The organism is Parapedobacter sp. ISTM3 (assembly GCF_016533505.1).
GTDB lineage: Bacteria > Bacteroidota > Bacteroidia > Sphingobacteriales > Sphingobacteriaceae > Parapedobacter > Parapedobacter luteus.
Genome location: NZ_JAENGN010000013.1, coordinates 57,398 through 77,232, shown reverse-complemented (window position 1 = coordinate 77,232; position 19,835 = coordinate 57,398). Strand labels below are relative to the sequence as shown.

Annotated in this window: 24 protein-coding genes; 7 read left to right on the top strand and 17 right to left on the bottom strand. The window is 47.3% G+C overall.

What is annotated here, in order from left to right; all coding sequences use genetic code 11:
• Nucleotide 1 precedes the first annotated feature (1 nt).
• The 9 genes from JHJ32_RS16510 to JHJ32_RS16470 form a co-directional block, all read right to left on the bottom strand.
• Nucleotides 2-703 (bottom strand): hypothetical protein, encoded by a 702-nt coding sequence (locus tag JHJ32_RS16510; protein ID WP_079718218.1) that lies wholly within the window; start codon nt 701-703, stop codon nt 2-4.
• Nucleotides 704-736: 33 nt separating this feature from the next.
• A complete protein-coding gene (locus JHJ32_RS16505) occupies nt 737-1,282 on the bottom strand; it encodes an RNA polymerase sigma factor (protein ID WP_079718258.1) in 546 nt (181 codons plus the stop codon).
• A 30-nt stretch (nt 1,283-1,312) separates the two neighbouring features.
• Complete coding sequence (locus JHJ32_RS16500; RefSeq protein ID WP_200121689.1) at nt 1,313-2,266, bottom strand: transketolase family protein; 954 nt, start codon at nt 2,264-2,266, stop codon at nt 1,313-1,315.
• A 67-nt stretch (nt 2,267-2,333) separates the two neighbouring features.
• On the bottom strand, nt 2,334-3,179 hold the full coding sequence (locus JHJ32_RS16495; protein WP_079718216.1) for a transketolase: 846 nt from the start codon (nt 3,177-3,179) through the stop codon (nt 2,334-2,336).
• A 75-nt stretch (nt 3,180-3,254) separates the two neighbouring features.
• Nucleotides 3,255-3,938, bottom strand: a complete 684-nt coding sequence (locus JHJ32_RS16490; protein WP_200121688.1) for an arylesterase — start codon at nt 3,936-3,938, stop codon at nt 3,255-3,257.
• Between the two features lie 8 nt (nt 3,939-3,946).
• Nucleotides 3,947-4,501 (bottom strand): NifU family protein, encoded by a 555-nt coding sequence (locus JHJ32_RS16485; RefSeq protein WP_079718214.1) that lies wholly within the window; start codon nt 4,499-4,501, stop codon nt 3,947-3,949.
• A 63-nt stretch (nt 4,502-4,564) separates the two neighbouring features.
• Nucleotides 4,565-5,908, bottom strand: coding sequence for an adenylosuccinate lyase (gene purB, locus JHJ32_RS16480; RefSeq protein ID WP_079718213.1), 1,344 nt, complete (start codon nt 5,906-5,908; stop codon nt 4,565-4,567).
• Nucleotides 5,909-5,968: 60 nt separating this feature from the next.
• The gene (locus JHJ32_RS16475; protein ID WP_139378764.1) at nt 5,969-6,157 is read right to left on the bottom strand and encodes a hypothetical protein; all 189 of its coding nucleotides are present in this window, start codon (nt 6,155-6,157) and stop codon (nt 5,969-5,971) included.
• Nucleotides 6,158-6,189: 32 nt separating this feature from the next.
• A complete protein-coding gene (locus tag JHJ32_RS16470; protein WP_233632711.1) occupies nt 6,190-7,107 on the bottom strand; it encodes an SDR family oxidoreductase in 918 nt (305 codons plus the stop codon).
• Nucleotides 7,108-7,268: 161 nt separating this feature from the next.
• Here JHJ32_RS16470 and JHJ32_RS16465 point away from each other — a divergent pair, with 161 nt between their 5' ends.
• From JHJ32_RS16465 to JHJ32_RS16450, 4 genes are all read left to right on the top strand, one after another.
• Nucleotides 7,269-7,544: a hypothetical protein gene (locus JHJ32_RS16465; RefSeq protein ID WP_079718212.1), complete on the top strand. Its 276-nt coding sequence runs from the start codon at nt 7,269-7,271 to the stop codon at nt 7,542-7,544.
• 145 nt (nt 7,545-7,689) lie between these two features.
• Complete coding sequence (locus tag JHJ32_RS16460; protein ID WP_200121687.1) at nt 7,690-8,082, top strand: PleD family two-component system response regulator; 393 nt, start codon at nt 7,690-7,692, stop codon at nt 8,080-8,082.
• A 121-nt stretch (nt 8,083-8,203) separates the two neighbouring features.
• Nucleotides 8,204-8,407: a hypothetical protein gene (locus JHJ32_RS16455; RefSeq protein ID WP_079718210.1), complete on the top strand. Its 204-nt coding sequence runs from the start codon at nt 8,204-8,206 to the stop codon at nt 8,405-8,407.
• 10 nt (nt 8,408-8,417) lie between these two features.
• On the top strand, nt 8,418-9,443 hold the full coding sequence (locus tag JHJ32_RS16450; protein ID WP_200121686.1) for a DNA topoisomerase IB: 1,026 nt from the start codon (nt 8,418-8,420) through the stop codon (nt 9,441-9,443).
• 10 nt (nt 9,444-9,453) lie between these two features.
• Here JHJ32_RS16450 and JHJ32_RS16445 read toward each other — a convergent pair whose 3' ends face one another.
• From JHJ32_RS16445 to JHJ32_RS16430, 4 genes are all read right to left on the bottom strand, one after another.
• Entirely contained in the window at nt 9,454-10,551 is a 1,098-nt protein-coding gene (locus JHJ32_RS16445) for an AI-2E family transporter (protein WP_200121685.1), read from the bottom strand.
• Between the two features lie 2 nt (nt 10,552-10,553).
• Nucleotides 10,554-11,066, bottom strand: coding sequence for an RNA polymerase sigma factor (locus tag JHJ32_RS16440; protein WP_079718207.1), 513 nt, complete (start codon nt 11,064-11,066; stop codon nt 10,554-10,556).
• 361 nt (nt 11,067-11,427) lie between these two features.
• The gene (locus JHJ32_RS16435; RefSeq protein ID WP_200121684.1) at nt 11,428-12,390 is read right to left on the bottom strand and encodes a YihY/virulence factor BrkB family protein; all 963 of its coding nucleotides are present in this window, start codon (nt 12,388-12,390) and stop codon (nt 11,428-11,430) included.
• 183 nt (nt 12,391-12,573) lie between these two features.
• Nucleotides 12,574-12,750: a hypothetical protein gene (locus tag JHJ32_RS16430; protein WP_176146257.1), complete on the bottom strand. Its 177-nt coding sequence runs from the start codon at nt 12,748-12,750 to the stop codon at nt 12,574-12,576.
• Nucleotides 12,751-12,830: 80 nt separating this feature from the next.
• On the opposite strand from JHJ32_RS16430, the gene JHJ32_RS16425 reads away from it, so the two are divergent.
• Nucleotides 12,831-14,324 carry an MFS transporter gene (locus JHJ32_RS16425; RefSeq protein WP_200121683.1) on the top strand — a complete coding sequence of 498 codons (1,494 nt, stop codon included), beginning with the start codon at nt 12,831-12,833 and terminating at the stop codon, nt 14,322-14,324.
• A gap of 130 nt (nt 14,325-14,454) precedes the next feature.
• On the opposite strand, the gene JHJ32_RS16420 is transcribed toward JHJ32_RS16425, so the two are convergent.
• Nucleotides 14,455-15,759 carry a M23 family metallopeptidase gene (locus JHJ32_RS16420; protein WP_200121682.1) on the bottom strand — a complete coding sequence of 435 codons (1,305 nt, stop codon included), beginning with the start codon at nt 15,757-15,759 and terminating at the stop codon, nt 14,455-14,457.
• A gap of 69 nt (nt 15,760-15,828) precedes the next feature.
• Here JHJ32_RS16420 and JHJ32_RS16415 point away from each other — a divergent pair, with 69 nt between their 5' ends.
• Nucleotides 15,829-16,569: an MBL fold metallo-hydrolase gene (locus JHJ32_RS16415; protein ID WP_079718202.1), complete on the top strand. Its 741-nt coding sequence runs from the start codon at nt 15,829-15,831 to the stop codon at nt 16,567-16,569.
• Between the two features lie 11 nt (nt 16,570-16,580).
• Here JHJ32_RS16415 and JHJ32_RS16410 read toward each other — a convergent pair whose 3' ends face one another.
• Both JHJ32_RS16410 and JHJ32_RS16405 read right to left on the bottom strand, forming a co-directional pair.
• Nucleotides 16,581-17,261 (bottom strand): DUF421 domain-containing protein, encoded by a 681-nt coding sequence (locus JHJ32_RS16410; protein WP_079718201.1) that lies wholly within the window; start codon nt 17,259-17,261, stop codon nt 16,581-16,583.
• Nucleotides 17,262-17,274: 13 nt separating this feature from the next.
• Nucleotides 17,275-18,228 (bottom strand): CvpA family protein, encoded by a 954-nt coding sequence (locus tag JHJ32_RS16405; RefSeq protein WP_200121681.1) that lies wholly within the window; start codon nt 18,226-18,228, stop codon nt 17,275-17,277.
• A 164-nt stretch (nt 18,229-18,392) separates the two neighbouring features.
• On the opposite strand from JHJ32_RS16405, the gene JHJ32_RS16400 reads away from it, so the two are divergent.
• Nucleotides 18,393-19,547 carry a hypothetical protein gene (locus JHJ32_RS16400; protein ID WP_200121680.1) on the top strand — a complete coding sequence of 385 codons (1,155 nt, stop codon included), beginning with the start codon at nt 18,393-18,395 and terminating at the stop codon, nt 19,545-19,547.
• Here the strand turns inward: JHJ32_RS16400 and JHJ32_RS16395 are convergent.
• Complete coding sequence (locus JHJ32_RS16395; RefSeq protein WP_200121679.1) at nt 19,544-19,792, bottom strand: Rho termination factor N-terminal domain-containing protein; 249 nt, start codon at nt 19,790-19,792, stop codon at nt 19,544-19,546. The genes JHJ32_RS16400 and JHJ32_RS16395 overlap by 4 nt on opposite strands.
• Nucleotides 19,793-19,835: the final 43 nt, after the last annotated feature.

Genomic DNA, 19,835 nt, shown 5'->3' with positions numbered 1-19,835 from the left:
TCTACAGCGTATGATTAAGGTATGCTTCTATATCTTCTTCACTGAGTCCTTCACCAATGTAGCCTTTGTCGAAATCATCTAAATGTTCGGAAATATAGACTACGTCGTCTGCTGTACCATAAAGTTCGAGGTAGTTGAGGATTTCCTGATCAGATACTGATGCCAATGGACCGGCATTCGGCCGACTATCATCAGTTAATCTGAGTAGACCCGCGACACTTATTATTACAGCAAAACAAGCTGCCGCGGCATACACCATCCACCGTGGCCTGTTGATTTTCCTAACAGGGGCCATTTCCCGTCCGAGAACCCGGTTGGTGATGCGGTCTTGCAGGGTATCAAAATAAGCAGTGGGAACCGTAAAGCCTGTTTCCCTGGTCTGTTTGCTGAGCTTTTGTGCCGCCAACAACCGTTCTGTCAGATCGGCAAAATACGCCGGTGGCGCCGAAAACCCGGCTTCGTCGACCATGTCCTTCAGCTTTTGCTCGGCAAATTTGGCCATCATGCTATCTCCGAGTTGCTCGAAATAACCTTCGGGCACCACAAATCCGGGTTGCGGATCGTCTATATGGCGGCACCGGTACAGTATGCGTTGTTGCAAATCTTCGAAATAACCTTCCGGCAGGACGTATGGATTCACACGCAAGGCTTCAGGGAGTGTGCCCGATGCGCCCACATGATTATATGTGTGTTTATCCTTCATGGTATTCCTTAGATGTTTTTGTTACCTAAAGGTTTAATCGTTTGCCTCAAAAAATTGTGCGATCTTCTTTACTGCCAAATGGTAAGATGCCTTCAACGCGCCAACGCTTGTGCCGAGGATGTCTGACATTTCCTCATACTTTAGATCATCGAAATATTTCATGTTGAATACCATACGCTGCTTGTCTGGCAATGTCAATAACGCTTGCTGCAGTTTTAGTTGCGCTTGGGTGCCATTGAAATAAGCAGTTTCCGTGAGTGAATCCGTAAGGTAGGCAGAACTTTCGTCATCCAACGAAACGTTCTGCCGTTGTTTTTTCTTATTCAGAAACGTGATGCATTCATTGGTCGCAATACGGTAAAGCCAAGTATAAAGCTGCGCATCTTCCCTGAAATTCTCCAGATTTTTCCACACCTTTATAAATATGTCCTGTACCAGATCATCCGCGTCGTCGTGATCAATGACCAAACGCCGCACATGCCAATAGATTTTCTGTTGATATTTTTTTAGCAATAATGCAAATGCATCGTCCCGTGTACGCTTATCTGCAAATTTCTCCAATATCTGGGCGTCTTCCATCATCCACTGGCCTTGCCTCGCTGCTTGCTTTTACTTCCGTTTGATCACCCGTTGGGCAGCTGCCACGATATTAGCAGCGTTTAATCCATATTTGTCCATAAGCTGCGCTGGTGTGCCGCTCTCTCCGAAACTGTCATCCACCGCTACATATTCCTGTGGTGTTGGACGGTTTTTGACCAAAACCTGTGCGACACTGTCGCCGAGGCCTCCGAGCCGGTTATGCTCTTCCGCAGTGACAACACAACCCGTTTTGGCCACCGATTTCAAGATGGCTTCCTCATCCAGTGGTTTAATGGTGTGTATGTTGATGATTTCGGCATTGATGCCCAATTCGGCCAATTGCTCGCCTGCTTGGATGGCTTCCCATACCAAATGGCCCGTCGCAAAGATACTGACATCACTGCCTTCATTGACCATCCACGCCTTGCCAATTTCAAATTTTTGGTCGGCATCGGTAAAAATTGGGACTACGGGCCGGCCGAAACGTAGGTATACCGGTCCGTCATGGTCAGCGATAGCAATGGTAGCGGCTTTGGTTTGATTATAATCACACGGGTTGATGACAGTCATTCCCGGCAACATCTTCATTAAACCGATATCTTCCAGAATTTGATGAGTCGCACCGTCTTCGCCCAAGGTAAGCCCCGCATGCGACGCGCATATCTTTACGTTTTTTCCCGAATAAGCAATGGATTGCCGGATTTGGTCGTAAACACGTCCCGTGGAAAAGTTAGCAAATGTGCCTGTATAAGGGATTTTTCCGCCAATGGTCAGTCCCGCAGCTATCCCCATCATGTTGGCCTCAGCGATGCCTATCTGAAAAAAGCGATCGGGAAACTCCTTGATAAAGTCGTTCATCTTCAGGGAACCAACCAGATCAGCACACAGTGCCACCACGTTGTCGTTTTTTCGCCCTACTTCTAACAATCCAGCCCCGAATCCGGAGCGTGTGTCTTTTTTATCGGTGTATGTATATTTTTTCATTATTGTTGAGATTTGAGCTGTCAGCTATCAGCTTCCTATCTGACGCCTGATAGGTGATGTCGTATTACTAATAGTCGCCTAATGTTTCTTCCAATTGGGAAAGCGCAGCGGCCAGTTGCTCGTCATTGGGGGCTACCCCGTGCCATTTGTGGGATCCCATCATGAAATCCACGCCATAGCCCATCTCTGTCTTCATCAGTATTAGAATCGGTTTACCTTTTCCGGTGCGCGACTTTGCCTCGGCAAGACCGGCTACAACCTCTTGCATAGCATTGCCGTTCATCGCTAAGACATCCCAGCCGAATGCCTCCCACTTAGCTTTAAGGTTGCCGAGAGATAATACATTTTCGGTGGCGCCATCGATCTGTTGCCCATTATAGTCGATAGTCGCTATGAGATTGTCTATTTTGTTGTATGGTGCATACATTGCGGCCTCCCAGATCTGGCCTTCCTGCTGCTCGCCGTCGCCCATCAGGGCATAAACCAAATGGTCATCACCATTCAGCTTTTTTGCGCGTGCCGCTCCGATGGCTACGGAAAGGCCCTGTCCAAGCGATCCCGAGGCGACACGTACACCGGGCAGCCCTTCATGGGTGGTCGGGTGGCCTTGGAGGCGGGAATTAATCTTGCGGAATGTGGCCAACTCACTGACATCAAAATAGCCAGCACGGGCAAGAGTGCTATAAAATACGGGCGAGATATGTCCATTGGAAAGGAAGAAAATATCCTCCCCGATACCGTCAATATCAAATCCGGCTTTACGTTCCATCGCGCTGAAATACAGTGCTACAAAAAAATCGGCACAACCCAGGGATCCGCCAGGGTGTCCGGATTGACAGGCGTGAACCATCCGCACGATGTCTCGCCTGACCTGGGATGCGATACGTTCTAATTTGTTTATGTCTTCGCTCATTATAATGGGTTATTACTGATTCGGTGCTAAAGTTAAGGATTTTACCGATAAATTAGACGCGGGAAAATGGAAAGTTTAAAGTAATGGCTGCAATACTTTCCATACATTTTCGGCAAGTATGCGGTGTCCTTCTTCGGTGGGGTGGATGCTGTCACGTTGATTAAGCCCCGCTTCTCCCGCTACCCCTTCTAATAAAAACGGTACATAAGCCATGTTATTGGCTTTAGCCAATGCCGGAAAAAGGGCTGTGAATGCCTTGCCGTAGTCACCACCCATACTCGGCGGTACCATCATACCCGCGAGTACCAGTTTGCATTCGGGATATTTTGCGGTCACCTTATCGATGATATTTTGCAGATTTTTTCTGGTTTCTTCGGTAGGTATTCCCCGAAGGCCGTCGTTTGCGCCCAATTCTAAGACAAAAATGTCGATATGCTCGTTGAGCAACCAGTCGATGCGCTCATTTCCAGCGGCTGTAGTTTCGCCGCTTAGCCCGGCGTTGATGACACGATAAGGTAGATCTAAGGAGTCTATCCGTTGCTGAATAAGGCCTGGAAACGCCAGATCCTGACTTTCAAGCCCATAGCCGGCAGTAAGGCTATTTCCATAAAATAAAATGGTCCTTTTTTCTGCCGTGCCGGCAGTGGTATCTCGCCGATCGGCTTCTTTACGGCGATTGTCCTTTTGGTCGGGTGCGCTGCTACACGCCGCAGCAAAAAAGACTCCGAGGATCGAGGCAAAGAATACGTTGAAAGACATATGTCAGCTTACATTGCTTCGGCTACCACTTCCTGTACTTCCGGGACCATCCGTTTGAGTAGTCCTTCAATGCCCGCTTTGAGCGTAATCGTGGAAGAGGGACAGCCGCTGCACGACCCACGCAACTCAACGAATACCGTCCCTTCTTCGAATGACCGGTAATTGATGGCTCCGCCATCCTGTTCGACCGCCGGACGCACATAATCGTGCAGGATTTGCTGTATTTTAATCTCGGTTTCCGTGCCTTCAAAGTTTACCTCTTCATCTTTTACCACCTCTTGCACCTTGAGTTCGGATTCCACGGCCCCTTTTACGAAGTCCTTTAAAATCGCTTCGATGTCTTCCCACTCGGCATCCTCGGTTTTGGTAATGGTCACGAAATTGCTGGCGAAAAACACACCGTTCACGAAATTGAACTTAAACAGCTCCCGTGCGAACGGAGATGCTTGTGCCTTTTCCCGATCCGGGAAGTCCAAGCTGCCATTGACCAATAATTTATTGACCAAAAACTTCATGGTCGCGGGGTTCGGTGTATATTCGGTATAAACGTTTATCGTAGCCATTTCTTCGTCATTTTTACAAAGGTATTAATATTCCAGCAAAATCCGGGTCAACATATCGTCAGATTACACGCCCGTGTAGTCCCACGGTGTTATGGCCTTCAGTTCGGCTTTTACCGTATCACTTACGTTAAGCGTATCCACAAACGCCGCGATGGTAGTCTGGGTGATCGTATCGTTGGTTCGGGTCAATTCCTTGAGGGCCTCGTAGGGTTTTGGATACCCTTCGCGGCGCAGAATCGTTTGAATCGCTTCCGCCACCACAGCCCAGTTTTGCTCCAAATCGGCTTTGAGTGCCGCCTCATTCAGGATGAGCTTATTCAACCCTTTTATAGTGGACTTGAAGGCGATAAGTGTATGTGCCATGGGCATTCCGATATTACGGAGCACGGTCGAATCGGTAAGATCGCGTTGCATGCGCGATATCGGCAGCTTCGCAGCGAGGTGTTCAAAAAGCGCATTGGCAATGCCCAAATTACCTTCCGCATTTTCAAAATCAATGGGATTGACCTTGTGGGGCATTGCTGACGAACCAACTTGACCTTTCGTGATTTTTTGCTTGAAATAATCCATCGAGATGTACGCCCAGATATCCCTGCATAAGTCGACTAAGATGTTGTTGATGCGTTTTAACGCGTCGCATTGCGCCGCAAAATGGTCGTAATGCTCAATTTGCGTAGTGGTTTGTGAGCGGTGCAATCCTAACGTATCGTTCACGAAGGCATTGCCGAATGCCACCCAATCTAAGTCAGGATAGGCCACTTGGTGCGCATTGAAATTGCCCGTGGCACCTCCGAATTTCGCGGCGTGCGGTATGGACACGAGAAGCTGCAACTGGTTGGTAAGCCGTTCGACAAATACATTGATCTCCTTCCCCAAGCGGGTGGGGGAAGCCGGTTGGCCATGGGTACGGGCGAGCATGGGGATTCTGGCCCATGTTGTGGCCAGTTGCCGGAGCGTGTTATTAACCGCGTTAACCTGAGGTATATAAACGTTGGTCAATGCTTCTTTCCACGAATAAGGGATAGCCGTATTATTGATGTCTTGCGAAGTAAGCCCGAAATGGATAAATTCCAATGAGTCTACCAGTCCCAGTGACTCAAACCGGTCCTTCAGGAAATACTCTACCGCTTTCACGTCGTGATTGGTTTCTTTCTCTTTTTCCTTAATCCATTGGGCGTCTTCCAATGAAAAATGCCGATAGATATCCCTCAGCTTATCGTTGAGGCTGCCATCAAAATGCGCCAACTGGGGCACCCCCGAACCGCATAAACTAATAAAGTATTCGACCTCTACAAACACGCGGTATTTAATCAGCGCATATTCGGAGAAAAAAGCAGACAACTCGTGAGTTACATGATGGTAACGGCCGTCTACAGGAGACACGGCCGTCAGTGGTGATAACGCCATACAGAAATTAGTTTTCTGCAAAGGTAGGTATTTTCCTGTTCACCTTACCCATCGCCCCCATCAGGGGAAAGAAGGGCTTGCCAGCGAGTCAGTAGTCGGGGTGGTGTCTCCCCAGGTCGCTGAATCGTTTGCCGTTGAATCTATAAACAGCGAGTCTGATCCGTCGGTGTCCTGATTTTGCCCCGAATTTCCGCATGAAGCCATGCTTGCTATTAGTCCACATGCTATTAATAATCTCAACGTTTTCATGAATAATATAGTGTTAAAGTAAAACAAGAAAATTATATGGTAATACGTCCGCCAGTAACCGGAAGTGTCGCGCCAGAGATATAGTTAGCCTCTTCAGAAGCTAAAAAAACATACGCCGGGGCGACCTCAACGGGCTGCCCGGGCCGTTCAAATGGTGTGTTTTCGCCGAAATGTTCATGATCTGGGATGGTAGAAGGAATAAGCGGCGTCCATATGGGACCGGGCGCCACAGCATTTACGCGGATGCCTTTCCCCTGTTCGAGTAAAATTTGGCTCAAGTTGGCCGTGAAGTTCTGGATGGCGGCTTTTGTCGCAGCGTAGGGCAACAAGGTCGGATTTGGCTCATAAGCGTTGACTGACGTGGTATTGATAATGCTCGAACCCGGTGGCATATACGGTTCGGCGGCCTTACACAGGTAGAACATGCTATGGATGTTGACGGCAAATGTTTTCTCCCATTCCCATGCCGGAATATCTTGTAAGGTATCCCTTGACATTTGGTACGCCGCGTTATTGACCAGGATATCAATTTTGCCAAATTCCTTTACGGCTGTTTCAATAATTTTTTGGCAGTGCTTTTCTGAGCTAATGTCGCCTTTCACCTGGACGCCTTTCCTTCCCGCCTCTTCGATATATTTAATGGTATCTTCGGCATCCCGGTCTTCGACATCGTCCAAGTAACTAATCAGCACATCGGCGCCTTCCCGCGCGAAGGCAATGGCTACCGCTTTTCCGATACCAGAATCTCCGCCGGTGATAATCGCTGCTTTACCGATTAGCCTGCCTTTTCCGCGGTATGATTGTTCACCATGGTCGGCCTGTGGGTCCATGGCGCTCTCCGTACCCGGCACTTCTTGAGGCTTTTTGGGAAACGGTGGTTTTGGGTATTTGTTAGCCGGATCTTCATGCGATTGCTGAGCTTCATGGCTCATGGTTTTATTCGATGCCATAACAAGAATATTGTTGTTTTACCAATGTTATTTCTATCTGCCTAACAATCCGATCCAACGTTGGTTTGGTTTTTCTTAAACATTCGGGGTGCGCGATTGTAAGTAAGTATACACAACATAACGAAACACACGATATAACGAACAACAAAACTCAATGCAATATGGCTATAAAGAAAGAAAGTGCGCAGGTCTCGGCAGATAGTAGCCGCCTGCGTGACAAAAAGGGCGACGATCTGATCCGAGCAAGGAAGGATTTGAAGGATAAAAAGCAGGAAAAAAACTATGAAGCGGGAATAGACCCTCAAGTTGAACAGATCAATACCGTGCCTGAAGGGGAAGGGGCGAGCCAGGGCGATGTGAAGCCGGGCGGCGGGAACCGATTACATAAGGACAAGGTAGCGGGTGGTGAACAAACCAAACAAAACGATCAAAATTAAAACAATAATATCGTCGGGAAGAAAACATTTAAACGGGTTGTTTGTACACCTTTTACATACATCCGTCAGCGGATGATGTACATTTCAATCAGCGATAAAGGGTTTTAATTTTTGACAGCAATCAACACTAACAATTGTAAATTTGATGAGAAAGAAAATTTTGTACGTCGAGGACGATCCGGATATGGCAGACATTGTTGCCGAGATTATGCAGTTCGAGGAATATGAAGTGATTACGGACAGTGGAAAATCAATGTACAAAATATTGAAGGATAATGATATCGGGCTTATACTAATGGATGAAGGATTGAGTTGGTGCTGGGGGAGCAATCTATGTAGAGAGCTGCGGTTGAATGAAGAGACTGCAACGATCCCGATTATCATGATTTCGGCCGTGCGCGACATTGATGATATTGCCCAACACTGTGGAGCGAATGCTTACATCCGGAAACCATTTGAAATCTATGACGTTATAGATGCCGTAAATGAGTATTATCCAAAAGATGAAGCAAGTTCCCTGCCAAGCGGCGGGGTATAGGCCATTTTAATGCGAATATACGAATGGGGCCTGCCATTCACAATATAAGGCTATGGTAGCGGCAGAACGCCCATCCCTTATGATGCTACAGGCTCCGAGTCCTTACAAGCAATTATTGTCTATGAAAAGGAGTAAATTGAGCCGAGTGGCAGCGTCTACATCCACTCCGTATCAAAGTCCCCTACCAGCGCACGAAGGCATAGCCAACGACGAACATTCCAACGAGATGTCAGGCGTCAGAATGTTTGAGAACATGAAAATGGCGTTGTTTTTCAGTTGGGTACAGAGTGAGATGAGCAAGGACAAACGGGAGCGACAGGAGTAAAACCGCCAAATTGGAGCCAAAACGAAAACGTTCGAAACTTCGGTACCTTCCGGACTTGGTGCGTGGCTACACACGTGTGAAACGAGGGCGGGGGTATTATTTTACAGACCATGAAGGCAACCGGGTGACGGACCCCCGGAAATTGGATCGTTTTCGTGCATTGGTCATCCCACCCGCCTGGAAAAACGTGTGGATTAGCCCCAGTAAAAATGGCCATCTGCAAGCCACGGGACTCGACGAAAAAGGCCGAAAACAGTATCTCTACCATCCCGACTGGACAAGGGAACGGCAGCAGGCGAAGTTGTTGCGGATGGTAGAATTCGGTAATGCGCTGCCGCAATTAAGGAAGCAAATACGTAGCGATTTAAAATCTACGCCGCTCCAAAAAGAGCGGGTCACTGCAATAGCATTGAAAGTGACTGAAGAAACCCTAATACGGATAGGTAATGAACAATATTTCCGCAAATACGGCAGCCATGGGTTGACCACGTTGAAGAAGAAGCATGCAACTATCCTGGCCAGTGAAATAATCTTTCGATTTCGTGGAAAAAAGGGCGTACGGCAGCACATTACGGTGCGCAATGCCCGCTTAGCGTCGCACTTGCGGGAGTTGGTACGAATGCCGGGCGCATATTTATTCCAATACATGGATGACGAAGGAAAAAGACGCCGGCTTAATGCAGCGGATATCAATGCCTATATTCAGCGCCATGCCAATCTGAATTTTACCTCCAAAGATTACCGGACCTGGTATGCCGGACTTTGGGCATTTCGCCTATTTGCCGGCTGCCTTGATTACGGCAATGAGCGCGAATGCCAGGCCAACGTCCTTACCGTCTTGGATGCGGTATCCAAACGCCTGGGAAATACGAGGACGGTCTGCAAGCAATATTATGTGCCTGATAGGTTGGTGAGCGCTTACAGCGATGGATCGCTACTGCCTTATTTGCGTCGTAGCTTAAATGGCAATGGCCAACCGCTGGCTACGGAGACCGAAAGGCAACTTTTAGCGTTTTTGCGTAAAGCCACCAAATGAGCGGGCAGGGCTATTTCCTGCGTAGCATGCCTTTCAACGAATCGAGGAAAGACGTTCTGTTTTTCCGTGTTCCTGCCGGACCGATAAGCGCCCCATAGGCTTGTAGTTGGGGGATATTATCGCAGATAATTTTGATGATGCCTATCAATGGTATGGCCAGGGCCATGCCGGCGATACCCCATAGGAGTTCGCCCGCTACCAATCCCATAATCGTAAACAACGGGTTGATGTTTACCTGTTGGCCAACCACGAGCGGTTCAAGAATATAGGTTTGCAAAAACTGCACAGTCAGGTACACCAGCACGATACCGAGTACCATACGGGCATCGCCGCCTTGTGCCAATGCCGCTAAAATAGCGATCAGGTTGCCAACAAAATTTCCGAAGAAGGGAACAATCTCCAACATGCCACAGATAATGGCGAACAATATGGCGCCTTCTAACCCGGCGATACTGAAGCCAATACCATACATAATCCAGAGGACGACCACCATTTTGAACAGGCCGATCAGGTATTGGCCTGCAACGGCCACCGATTTATGCACAATGCGGTCAGCGTCCTGCCGCTTGTCGTCCGGCACAATACGCAGGATGAATTTTTTCAGATGAGCGCGGTAAAAGATAAGCAGATAGGTATATACGATAATCAGCACACCATCCACCGCAATACTGGTCAAGGTATTGATAACGCTGAAGACTACCGTGCTTGTTTGCTGTGTTGCTTGACGCTCCCCCCCGTTGAGCATCTTTGCCTGTTCGGCCTTGGGAATGCCTAACGTTTCGCTTACCCACGATCGGAACGCGTCTATTTTTGTGGTCACCGTTTCCTTCATGTTGTCGAAATCATCAGTCATGCGGTTGACTTGCCAGGAAAGGACAAACACGAGTAATACGACCACCCCAAGTACCAATGCGACGGGTACAAGCGCCGCCAGTGCCCGATTAAGGCCCTTTTTTTCCAACATTTCGCTGACCCGATTAAGTAACATAGCAAGTAGTGCCGCCAGTATCACCGGAATAAGGAATGGGGCCGCGAAATATAAACTTGCAACGGATAACGATAAAATGATAATGATATTGGCGATCCGCGCGCTCTTTGGTTCTAACATCCCTAATTTTCCGTACCGTAAGGTCTAAGTTTCTTCTTTAGTTGCTGCCTGGCAACGTGAATCCGTGTTTTGACAGTTCCAATAGGGATTTGGAAATGATCGGCAATTTCGTGATACTTATAGCCTTCATAATACATCGAAAACGGATAATAAAATTCGGCTGATAGTTTGGACAAGGCTTGCTCGATGTCTTCCATTACAAACTTTCCCTCAGCGGTGTTGCGCAGGGAGCTTTTATACAGGTCTGACGACGAGATGGTATCGGTTTTAAGGATGATCGCGTTGGTTTTAACTTTTCTTCGATAGTAATTGATGAATGTGTTTTTGAGTATGGTATAAAGCCATGCTTGCAGGTTCGTGCCCTCTTTGAATTTATTGTAGTAAGAAAACGCTTTTAACAGCGTGTCCTGTACCAGGTCATTGGCATTTTCTTCGTCGCGTGTGAAGTAAAATGCATAGTTGCTTAAAGAGCTGGCTTCTTGAACAACCTTCGCGTTAAACTCAATCTTATTCATAACTATAGAATTAATCGTTTACGTCATCCCCCTTATAACAAGTGTCAACAATGCGCTTGATGCTCTTTTTAAGGCCATCGTCGATGAAGAAACCACTGAATTGACCGTTTCAGTTTTTGTCTCTTGCTAATTTAACGGAAACTGTATTAGATTAATGTGTTTGTTTAATAGAATATCTGTTTGCCAAGTGCCAACAAAACAGCTGCTTTTTTGTTTTAATTATTTTAACTAATTAAACGCTTCTTGCATGTGCTTCTATAAAATTACTGTATTTAGTAATACCAAGGATATGTTTTTGTATTGTAATATAATTTTTACAATTAAATATTTGGTTCAACCCTGCGGTGAATCATTCGTCGCGTTATTCGGATTCCGTCTTTTTCCTTACGGCATCTGCAGGGGGAATATGGTCAACTTCGCTTTCTGTTTCCCGTTCTTCCACATGTACCGCAAATTCCGCAGGAGCAATATGTGATCCATGGTATTCAGTATATGCTCTGGTGAATGACGCCCCGATATAGAGAATGGCTGCTGTATAATACACCCACAGGAGGAGCACAATGACAGATGCAGCGGCGCCATAGGTAGATTCCGGACCGGTTGTCTGGATGTAGAAGCTGATGAGAAAACGACCGACCATGAATAACACGGCCGTGAAAAAAGCACCGGCTTTTACATCTTTCCACTGGATGCGTACATCGGGCAAGAACTTGAAAATGACGCCGAATAAGGTGCTGATGACAATGAAGTTGGTAATGGTTTCTATGGCGATGGACAAGTAGACGGCAAGGTCTGAAAACAGCCTTCTTACATAGTCCATGAATACCATCAATACCCCATTGACAATCAACGATACGATAAGCAAAAAGCCTAATGACAGCACGAGTGAAGAGGAGAGGAGCCGGTCGGTAATTAGCTTGACCCAACCCCGTTTCGGTTTCGGCTTGATTTCCCAAATCTTGTTGATGGAATGCTGCATATCCCCAAACACAGTGGTCGCTCCCAGCAATAAGGTTCCGATCCCTATGACAAGAGCCAATGTATTGTCTTCTTTGAGTTGGACATTTTTAAGTATCTCCTGTATCTGTGCTGCGGCACTGTTGCCTACAAGTCCATTGATTTCTTCAAAAATTTTTCCTTCAGCCGCCTCTTGTCCGAAAAATAATGCAGCCAATGATATGGTTAAAACCAGCAGCGGTGCGAGCGAAAATATCGTGTAATAGGCCAGGGAGGCACTAAATTTGAGTCCTTTTACGTCCATAAAGATGGTGAACGTGTTCTTAAGGATGGTGAGCCAATCTTTGATAAAGCCTTTTGATTTCATCTGTTATCTTTTTAATAGTTCGATGTTATCGCCATTTTCTCATCAATCGATGCGTTCGCAAGCCCGGTGATGGAATATTTTTATTTATGTCAAGGTTCCGCCAGCTATGTCGGATAACAGACAATATCGTCGTTTAGTTTACAGCGAAGTCGAAAATGGCTCTGGGTGCTCGCCTGCGAACTGCTAATATTCGCTGAAATAACGGGCAAACACCGTTAGGGCTACCGCCAAACATGCCGTGCTGAGGATGATAAGTACTACTCCTGCCGTTTCGTGGACATAGATCCAGGCAAACCTGCCAAGCATCCCAGCTAAGATGATAAACGCAAAAGCTATCCAGAGTTTTTTTCGGTTTTTCATTATTGTGCCAACAGTTGGCCATCCGGTTTGTTGTGCGAAATATGCAAACACCAATAACACACGCATATCATTGAAAATATATGGCTTTAAAACCCCAGCAAGAACTAACGGAAGGAGATGTGAAGCGTGGGCTGAGGATGGTTATTTGGGATGGGCTTGCTTCTGAAGTGGTAACGTCGCTCACGGGTGGAGCTTTCTTGGTCGCTATGGCGTTGTTACTTGGCGCCAATAATGTTCAAATCGGACTGTTAGCAGCCCTGCCCATGATTACAAATGTCTTCCAGTTACTCTCCATCATGTTGGTGAGGAAATACCAGAACCGGCGGGCAATATCTGTCGTTTGCATCGCTTTGGCAAGGATTCCACTCGCGATTATTGGGTTGATGGTTCTCCGTTGGCAGGGCGGGTCGATCAATATGCTTATTTTCTTTCTTTTCTTTCACTTTTTCTTCAGCTCAGTATCCGGCTTGAGTTGGAATTCGTGGATGAAAGACATGATTCCAGAGAAAATGCTGGGCAAATATTTTTCCCGAAGAAGTCGGTATACGCAGACGCTCAATGTGGCGCTGAGTATTATTCTTGCTTTGCTTCTTGATTTTATACGAAGCCGGTATCCGGCGTACGAGCTTACTACGTTTGCCGTGTTTTTCATTATTGCAGGCGCCGTTGGCCTGGTAGGGGCTTATTTTTTGTCCAGAGCACCCGAGCCGCAATCTTATCTGTCAAAAGCCCGGTTGTTTACGCTTCTGAAAATGCCGTTGAAAAACGAAAATTTCCGTCGGTTGCTGGTGTTTAATTCTGCTTGGGTTTTTGCACTGAATATTGCCACACCTTTTTTTACGGTGTTTATGTTGCAAGGGATGGGATTACCGCTGTCTTATATCATTGTACTAACCATCATCAGCCAACTATCCAGCATAATGACGTTGCGGATGTGGGGCATATTTTCCGATAGGTACAGCAACAAAAGCATCATTGCGATAAGCGCACCCGTATATATTCTTTGTATTATCGCTTGGTCATTTGTTGGCATCTATTCTATCATGTATATCAACCTCGGATTGCTTGTGCTTATCCATATGTTCAGCGGCATATCCACCGCGGGGATCAATCTTTCGCTCACCAATATCGGGCTTAAGCTCGCTCCAAAGGAAGATGCGATCGTATACCTCTCGGTCAAGAACATCGTGACGGCTGTTTTTTCTGCGCTTGGTCCATTATTAGGTGGTGTGTTGGCGGATTACTTTGCCGAAAGAACTTTGGAAATCACCTTTGAATGGAATAGCCCTGATTTTGATAAAACGTTCAAGCTGGTGTCCCTCCACCAATGGAATTTTCTGTTTTTGATAGGTGCTTTCCTCGCCTTATGTGCGTTAGAACTGCTGGGCCGTGTAAAAGAAACGGGTGAAGTGGGAAAAGATATTGTTAAGCGGATTATGCGGAAGCGCCTGAAAAGCAATATGAAAGATGCAATTATCATCGGCAACCTCATCACCTGGAACAATCAATTGAGGGCCATTTTGAAATTGAGAAAAAAACGAACCGTTACCTCCTCCGTCTCGCCCGATAGATAACATAGATCAGTATGCCGATGAAAAAAACTGCACCAAATAGGATAGCAAAAAACATGGTATAAGTGTTAAGTGTTTGTTATTCTCTATACAATGGAGCAGCAAGTTAGTTTTATTTTTTTGGCATTACCTTTCATTGCTGTATCCAGCCTCGTATCGGACTTTCTATGAGCAAGAAATCATCGTACTCTGCCAAAACATGGGCTTGGCTGCCTACGTTCAGGTGGGTGATTTGTGCCGATGTAGTGTCTGGTTGGGCGTACAGGGTACGTTGCCTGGCAAGCCGTATGCGACGTAAGGGGGTGAGCGGTGTGGCGTGTTTCTCGAGTACAAAATGCTTGCTATAATCCGGAAGGACTACACGGTATCCGTTGCGATAAGACGCTTCCACAAGCATGGGCATATGCCGCGAAATGCCGGGAAGCAGTGACGTACTGCTGCGTAATGTGTCGCCGACGCGGGTGGTATCGGCGATAATCTTTGGTGGTGTCGATTTCCCTGGGCGCAAAAAAGGCAGTGGATCGACGGCCCCACCTATCCCATAGATGCCGAAGTGAAGGTGCGGTGGGGTAGTCCGCGCATTTCCGGTATTTCCCATCAGCCCGAGCGTGTCACCCATAGTTACGAATTGGCCGGGAGTTACCAATTGACTATCAAGGTGGGCATAATATAAATTAAACTGACGGTCTTTTGGCCGGAGCCAGATTACTTTTCCCCCCAACCGGTTATCACCTACACGACCTACCACGCCGTCAACGGCTGCGATAACGGGTGTATGGCGCGCAGCAAAAATATCAATACCCTCATGGCTCCGTCTTCCGCCATCCCGGATATCACCGAAAACGCTGCCTATGTGTTGCTTGGCGTTTGGTGCCACCGGGTTCCCGAGCGAGGCCTCCGCGGTAAGCCGGAGCTTGAAAGACAGCTCGGTCAGGAGCTCTGGCTGTACACGCAGTATATACTGCCCATCCCGCTTCGTATCCCAGGTAAGCACTGTAGCCCCGGTGTCTGCTGAGGTAAGGTGCCGCGGTTCGCCGGTTGTGTCCAATGCAGCTTCAAAAAGGTCGATAAATAATTGTACGCTGTCTGTGCTACTTATTGTTATATCGATATGTAGCCGTTCGCCTTGTCGCGCGTTGAATAGGTAACCAATAGCTGTGGGTTTTTCGCGCGCAATATAGGCAGATTCTTGATGGGGGACAGTCACGGTCGTCGGACTGGCAAGGCTATGTCTTGATGCATGTAGCCATTGCTGGTACATCGTACTATGCTCAAGCCCGGCGTCCCGTAGCTGGTTAAGGTAGCGCTCATGCGGCGATGGGCTCCTAAAAAGTGTTCCCGTTAATTGGTCGCTGCATGCTGCCGTAAAAGCAGCAAGCAGGATGACAGCGAATCGGATGTGACGGCGATAACTGTTCATACCTTTAGTTACACGCATGTTGATTCATTTGTTTGTTTATATAACAATTCGGATTTTGGTTTGTATCTTTTAAAAAACAATAACAACATGGGAGACATAACAGTAGATATCATTGGATGTGGTGATGCCTTTGGAAGCGGCGGACAGCTGCAAACGTGCTTTTATATTCATACTTCGCATTCGCGCTTGTTGCTTGACTGCGGGGCTACTGCGTATTACGGAATAAAACAGCAGCGCATCAACATAGACGATATAGATACCATCATGATTTCTCACTTTCATGGCGACCATTATGGCGGTGTGCCGTTTTTGTTGCTGGAGGAAGCCATTCGGCGCCGCGAAAAACCATTAACCATTATCAGTCCGCCGACGGGGAAGGAGCGGATTACAAAACTCCTTGACCAGCTCTATCCAGGCAGCAACGTATTAGGCAAGCTAAACCTCCTATTCAAAACCTATATAACGGACGGTGTTATGGAGGCAGACCATCTTGAAGTAACGGCTTTTCCGGTGATGCATACGCCCGATACGCTGCCGCATGGCGTGCGGATAGAAATTGGGGGGAAGATCATTAGTTTTTCGGGTGATACCGCTTGGACCCCGGTGTTAATCGAATTGGCAAGAGATGCCGATTTATTCATCTGCGAATGCAATGACTACCATTCGGAAGCAAAAGGGCACATGAATTATAAGACCCTGCTGGCCTATGCCGATCAATTGACCCATAAGCGAATTTTGCTTACTCACTTCGGTACAGAAATGTTCCGAAACCGTGAGCAAATCGACTATCCCTATGCACATGACGGGCTTCGCGTGACGCTGAATTAACCGAAAAAAGGTTAGCTTACCCGTCTTGTATTAATGGCCAACACCCAGTCATGACGATTGCAACGACTGCAGCGATGGCGGCCTGGCGGCAATTGCTGTAACGTGCCGCAATATATGCAGGCGTACAAGCCGGCTTGTTTGATAAGATCCGAATGCTTGCGATAGGCATGCGGCAGGATCGGTAACCCGTATTTCACTTCGTCCTCCGGATAAAAAAATACACTCATGCTTCCGTTGGTTTCCAAAATAGCTGCTCGGACCTGCCCAAGGTGCTCAACACCCTTGTCTCGCAATTCAGCAAAAAATTCATCCTTCGAAAGGCTGTCCTTAGCCTCGTCCTTAATGATCAGGATACTATCCTCTACAATATACACCGGCTGTCCCTCCAGAAGCCGCTCAAATCGCTCATTTTTGGTCATCAACCAAGTAATCAGGCGGTACAAGCCAATTGCTGTGGCGCACACCAGCACAGTGGGCACGATAGCCACATCGTCATAAAACATCGGGTCGCCGGCTGCTGATCCCAAGCTCAGGATGATTGCCAATTCAAAAACCGACAATTGCCGTACGCCCCGTTTTCCCGATAGCCGCAGCACGGCCATAACAACGATAAACATGAACGCCGTACGAAATACAACTTCCAAGGCAAAATGGCCGTCGACTTCGTGGAGAAAGATACGTTCCCAATCCATGTCATTGAATCCGTTAATTGCGGAAGTTTTGCGTCACCATCAAACCATATACGCCGCCGTCAAGCACGCCTATGCCAACGCGGCCAAACGCGGGGCGGAGGATATTCTCGCGGTGCCCTGGCGAGTTCATAAGTCCTTCATGGGCCAACGGCAAGGTTTGCGCGAGCGCCAGGTTTTCGCCAGCGGCAAGAAACGTGATCTTTGCCCGGCGGATACGATCAAAAGGGGTGCTGCCATCCGGTGAGATATGCGAAAAATAGCCGTTTGCAAACATATCTGCTGCATGTTCACGAGCTACGGGCGTAAGTTCTTCATCATGCTGTAAGGGTGATAGATCCACCTTTTTCCGCGCTTCGTTTATGAGTTGAAGCATCTGGCTTTCCAAGTCAGGCCGTGGCGTTGGGTTGGCGACGGTAAACGGCAAACGTACACGCTCGGTAGATTCAGGAGCTATCGTCATTTTGTTCACTGAGCGGTTTACCGCCTTTTGGAACGCCGGCGCAAATGGTTGCTCAACCTGTTCCAAACCTGCGGTCAACCGTTGCGCCCACACACTCTCACGTGTGTGGGCGGTGAGCGCCGCGGATAACGGGAATAACAACAACAACGTCGCAATAACCGCTGCATAGAGTATGCCTGTTATAAAGCCCGGAATAATGCCCAACCACCTATTCAGCAAATTTGTGTGTGCAGCTTGAGGAATCCGCTGTACAATATGGTTCACCAGTAACGACAGGATAGTGCCTGTAAACAGCAACGTCGTTAAGAAAGACAACGGTACCGTCCAGACATTATCCATGATGTACACTTCAACAAAACGGGCCAAATAAGGATATAGCCAAAACGTCAGCACAAGGCTTCCGACCCACGAAACTAAGCTGGCTATCCCAATCAAAAAACCTCTTGAAATGCCATTCCACAGGGCAAATAGCACCACGAGGACCAATATGATGTCTATAACGTTCATTTTTTATGTCAGCCGATAACTGTCAAAGTTCCATGAAATATACATCCCTATGGATAAAATGTTTTGTCGCAAGGTGTCCAACAATTGGCGTAGATGGCTGTTTACCGTATGAGAGTAGTCATCATTGACTGCCTATTGTTTGTTGAACGCTTAAAGAAAGAATTATGGCAACACTAACTGAAAAGCAACTCGATACACTGCTGGGGCATCATGAACCCCCTGTTTTTTCCCTGTATATGCCTACCCATCGCACACATCCTGACAATGCGCAGGACCCTGATGTGTTTAAGAAACTGGTACAACAATTTGAGCCGGTCAGGGCAGAATACGTACGAGATAAGGCTATCCAAAACATATTTTCCGAGTTTGAGGCATTGGCCGGAGATTACCAGTTTTGGCAACATACGAGAGAAGGGTTGGCCGTATTTGCTACGCGTGAGTCGTTTGATGTGTATCGATTGCGGAAAAAAGTCCAACCATTGGCTGTCGTGGCAGATAGCGCCCATACAAAGCCGTTGTTGAAATACTTGCAAAGCAATGATCGCTATCATGTGCTGGTACTTACCACCAATACAGCGCAGCTATTCGAAGGAGACCGATATCAACTGGATGAGATCGATTTATCGGAGGAAAGTATACCCGAATCCATGATTGATGCACTGGATCACGAATTGCGTGATCTGCACGCCACGCTGGCTGCTTATCGTACGGCTACCGGAAAAAAATGGGATACGGCGCAAAACCATGGGCTAAAAAAAACAGATTTGGATAACGATATTGAGCAGTTTTTTCGGGCGGTTGACCGGGCAGTTATGGCTAAATATTCAATTCCTACGCGACTTCCACTTATATTGGCGTCACTTCCCGAGCATCAGCACATTTTCAGACGAATAAGCCGAAATAAACAGTTATTGGAAGAAGGGATAAAGACGAATGCAGCTGCATTATCTGAAAAGGAGCTTCGGGAAGCCGCTTGGCAAGTGTTTGCGCCTCACTACGACAAACGCCTGGAGGATATCATTGGTGAATACAGGCAGGCAACCACCAAGCGGTTAGGGGCCGATCAGCTCGATGAAATCGTAAAGGATGCGTTTGATGGCAAGGTCGCAGCCGTGTTGCTCGAAGAGGATCGCGTCATCAGGGGACGCATTGTCGATCGCAATAATGTGCTTTATCATACGGATGAGACGGATCATCCGGTTGATGACGTGTTGGACGATCTGGCCGAACTCGTCTTGCGCTTCGGCGGGGAAGTATGGGTTGTCCCCAAAAGTAAAATGCCTTCGGAAACTGGTGCGGCGTCCATCAATCGGTTTTAGTGATTTCTTATCCGGTCGATAAGGTCTTTCTTGTTGAGCTTAGAATAGCCCGTGATACCGATTTTTTTTGCCTCCTGTATCAATTCACCCTTTGTCCGCTCGTCTAGTTTTCCAGCTTTAACGCCCTTTTTGCCGGCATCTGGTGTGTTGGCAATGCGGGCGGCTTTTTCTTTACTCATTCCCTTTTCTTTCAAGGCTTCATACTTTTCGTCGTCCTTGATTTGTTTTCCGTGATCTTTAGCCATGGCCGTGAAGTTTTTTATAACATGTTTTACAAAGTCCAAACCA

Coding starts and splice junctions, on each gene's coding strand:
- JHJ32_RS16395 (WP_200121679.1), bottom strand. CDS start 19,792: ATGGCTAAAGATCACGGAAAACAAATCAAGGACGACGAAAAGTATGAA.
- JHJ32_RS16435 (WP_200121684.1), bottom strand. CDS start 12,390: ATGAAATCAAAAGGCTTTATCAAAGATTGGCTCACCATCCTTAAGAAC.
- JHJ32_RS16460 (WP_200121687.1), top strand. CDS start 7,690: ATGAGAAAGAAAATTTTGTACGTCGAGGACGATCCGGATATGGCAGAC.
- JHJ32_RS16510 (WP_079718218.1), bottom strand. CDS start 703: ATGAAGGATAAACACACATATAATCATGTGGGCGCATCGGGCACACTC.
- JHJ32_RS16490 (WP_200121688.1), bottom strand. CDS start 3,938: ATGTCTTTCAACGTATTCTTTGCCTCGATCCTCGGAGTCTTTTTTGCT.
- JHJ32_RS16505 (WP_079718258.1), bottom strand. CDS start 1,282: ATGGAAGACGCCCAGATATTGGAGAAATTTGCAGATAAGCGTACACGG.
- JHJ32_RS16400 (WP_200121680.1), top strand. CDS start 18,393: ATGGCAACACTAACTGAAAAGCAACTCGATACACTGCTGGGGCATCAT.
- JHJ32_RS16410 (WP_079718201.1), bottom strand. CDS start 17,261: ATGGATTGGGAACGTATCTTTCTCCACGAAGTCGACGGCCATTTTGCC.
- JHJ32_RS16420 (WP_200121682.1), bottom strand. CDS start 15,759: ATGCGTGTAACTAAAGGTATGAACAGTTATCGCCGTCACATCCGATTC.
- JHJ32_RS16415 (WP_079718202.1), top strand. CDS start 15,829: ATGGGAGACATAACAGTAGATATCATTGGATGTGGTGATGCCTTTGGA.
- JHJ32_RS16495 (WP_079718216.1), bottom strand. CDS start 3,179: ATGAGCGAAGACATAAACAAATTAGAACGTATCGCATCCCAGGTCAGG.
- JHJ32_RS16405 (WP_200121681.1), bottom strand. CDS start 18,228: ATGAACGTTATAGACATCATATTGGTCCTCGTGGTGCTATTTGCCCTG.
- JHJ32_RS16430 (WP_176146257.1), bottom strand. CDS start 12,750: ATGAAAAACCGAAAAAAACTCTGGATAGCTTTTGCGTTTATCATCTTA.
- JHJ32_RS16465 (WP_079718212.1), top strand. CDS start 7,269: ATGGCTATAAAGAAAGAAAGTGCGCAGGTCTCGGCAGATAGTAGCCGC.
- JHJ32_RS16500 (WP_200121689.1), bottom strand. CDS start 2,266: ATGAAAAAATATACATACACCGATAAAAAAGACACACGCTCCGGATTC.
- JHJ32_RS16455 (WP_079718210.1), top strand. CDS start 8,204: ATGAAAAGGAGTAAATTGAGCCGAGTGGCAGCGTCTACATCCACTCCG.
- JHJ32_RS16475 (WP_139378764.1), bottom strand. CDS start 6,157: ATGAAAACGTTGAGATTATTAATAGCATGTGGACTAATAGCAAGCATG.
- JHJ32_RS16425 (WP_200121683.1), top strand. CDS start 12,831: ATGGCTTTAAAACCCCAGCAAGAACTAACGGAAGGAGATGTGAAGCGT.
- purB (WP_079718213.1), bottom strand. CDS start 5,908: ATGGCGTTATCACCACTGACGGCCGTGTCTCCTGTAGACGGCCGTTAC.
- JHJ32_RS16470 (WP_233632711.1), bottom strand. CDS start 7,107: ATGGCATCGAATAAAACCATGAGCCATGAAGCTCAGCAATCGCATGAA.
- JHJ32_RS16440 (WP_079718207.1), bottom strand. CDS start 11,066: ATGAATAAGATTGAGTTTAACGCGAAGGTTGTTCAAGAAGCCAGCTCT.
- JHJ32_RS16445 (WP_200121685.1), bottom strand. CDS start 10,551: ATGTTAGAACCAAAGAGCGCGCGGATCGCCAATATCATTATCATTTTA.
- JHJ32_RS16485 (WP_079718214.1), bottom strand. CDS start 4,501: ATGGCTACGATAAACGTTTATACCGAATATACACCGAACCCCGCGACC.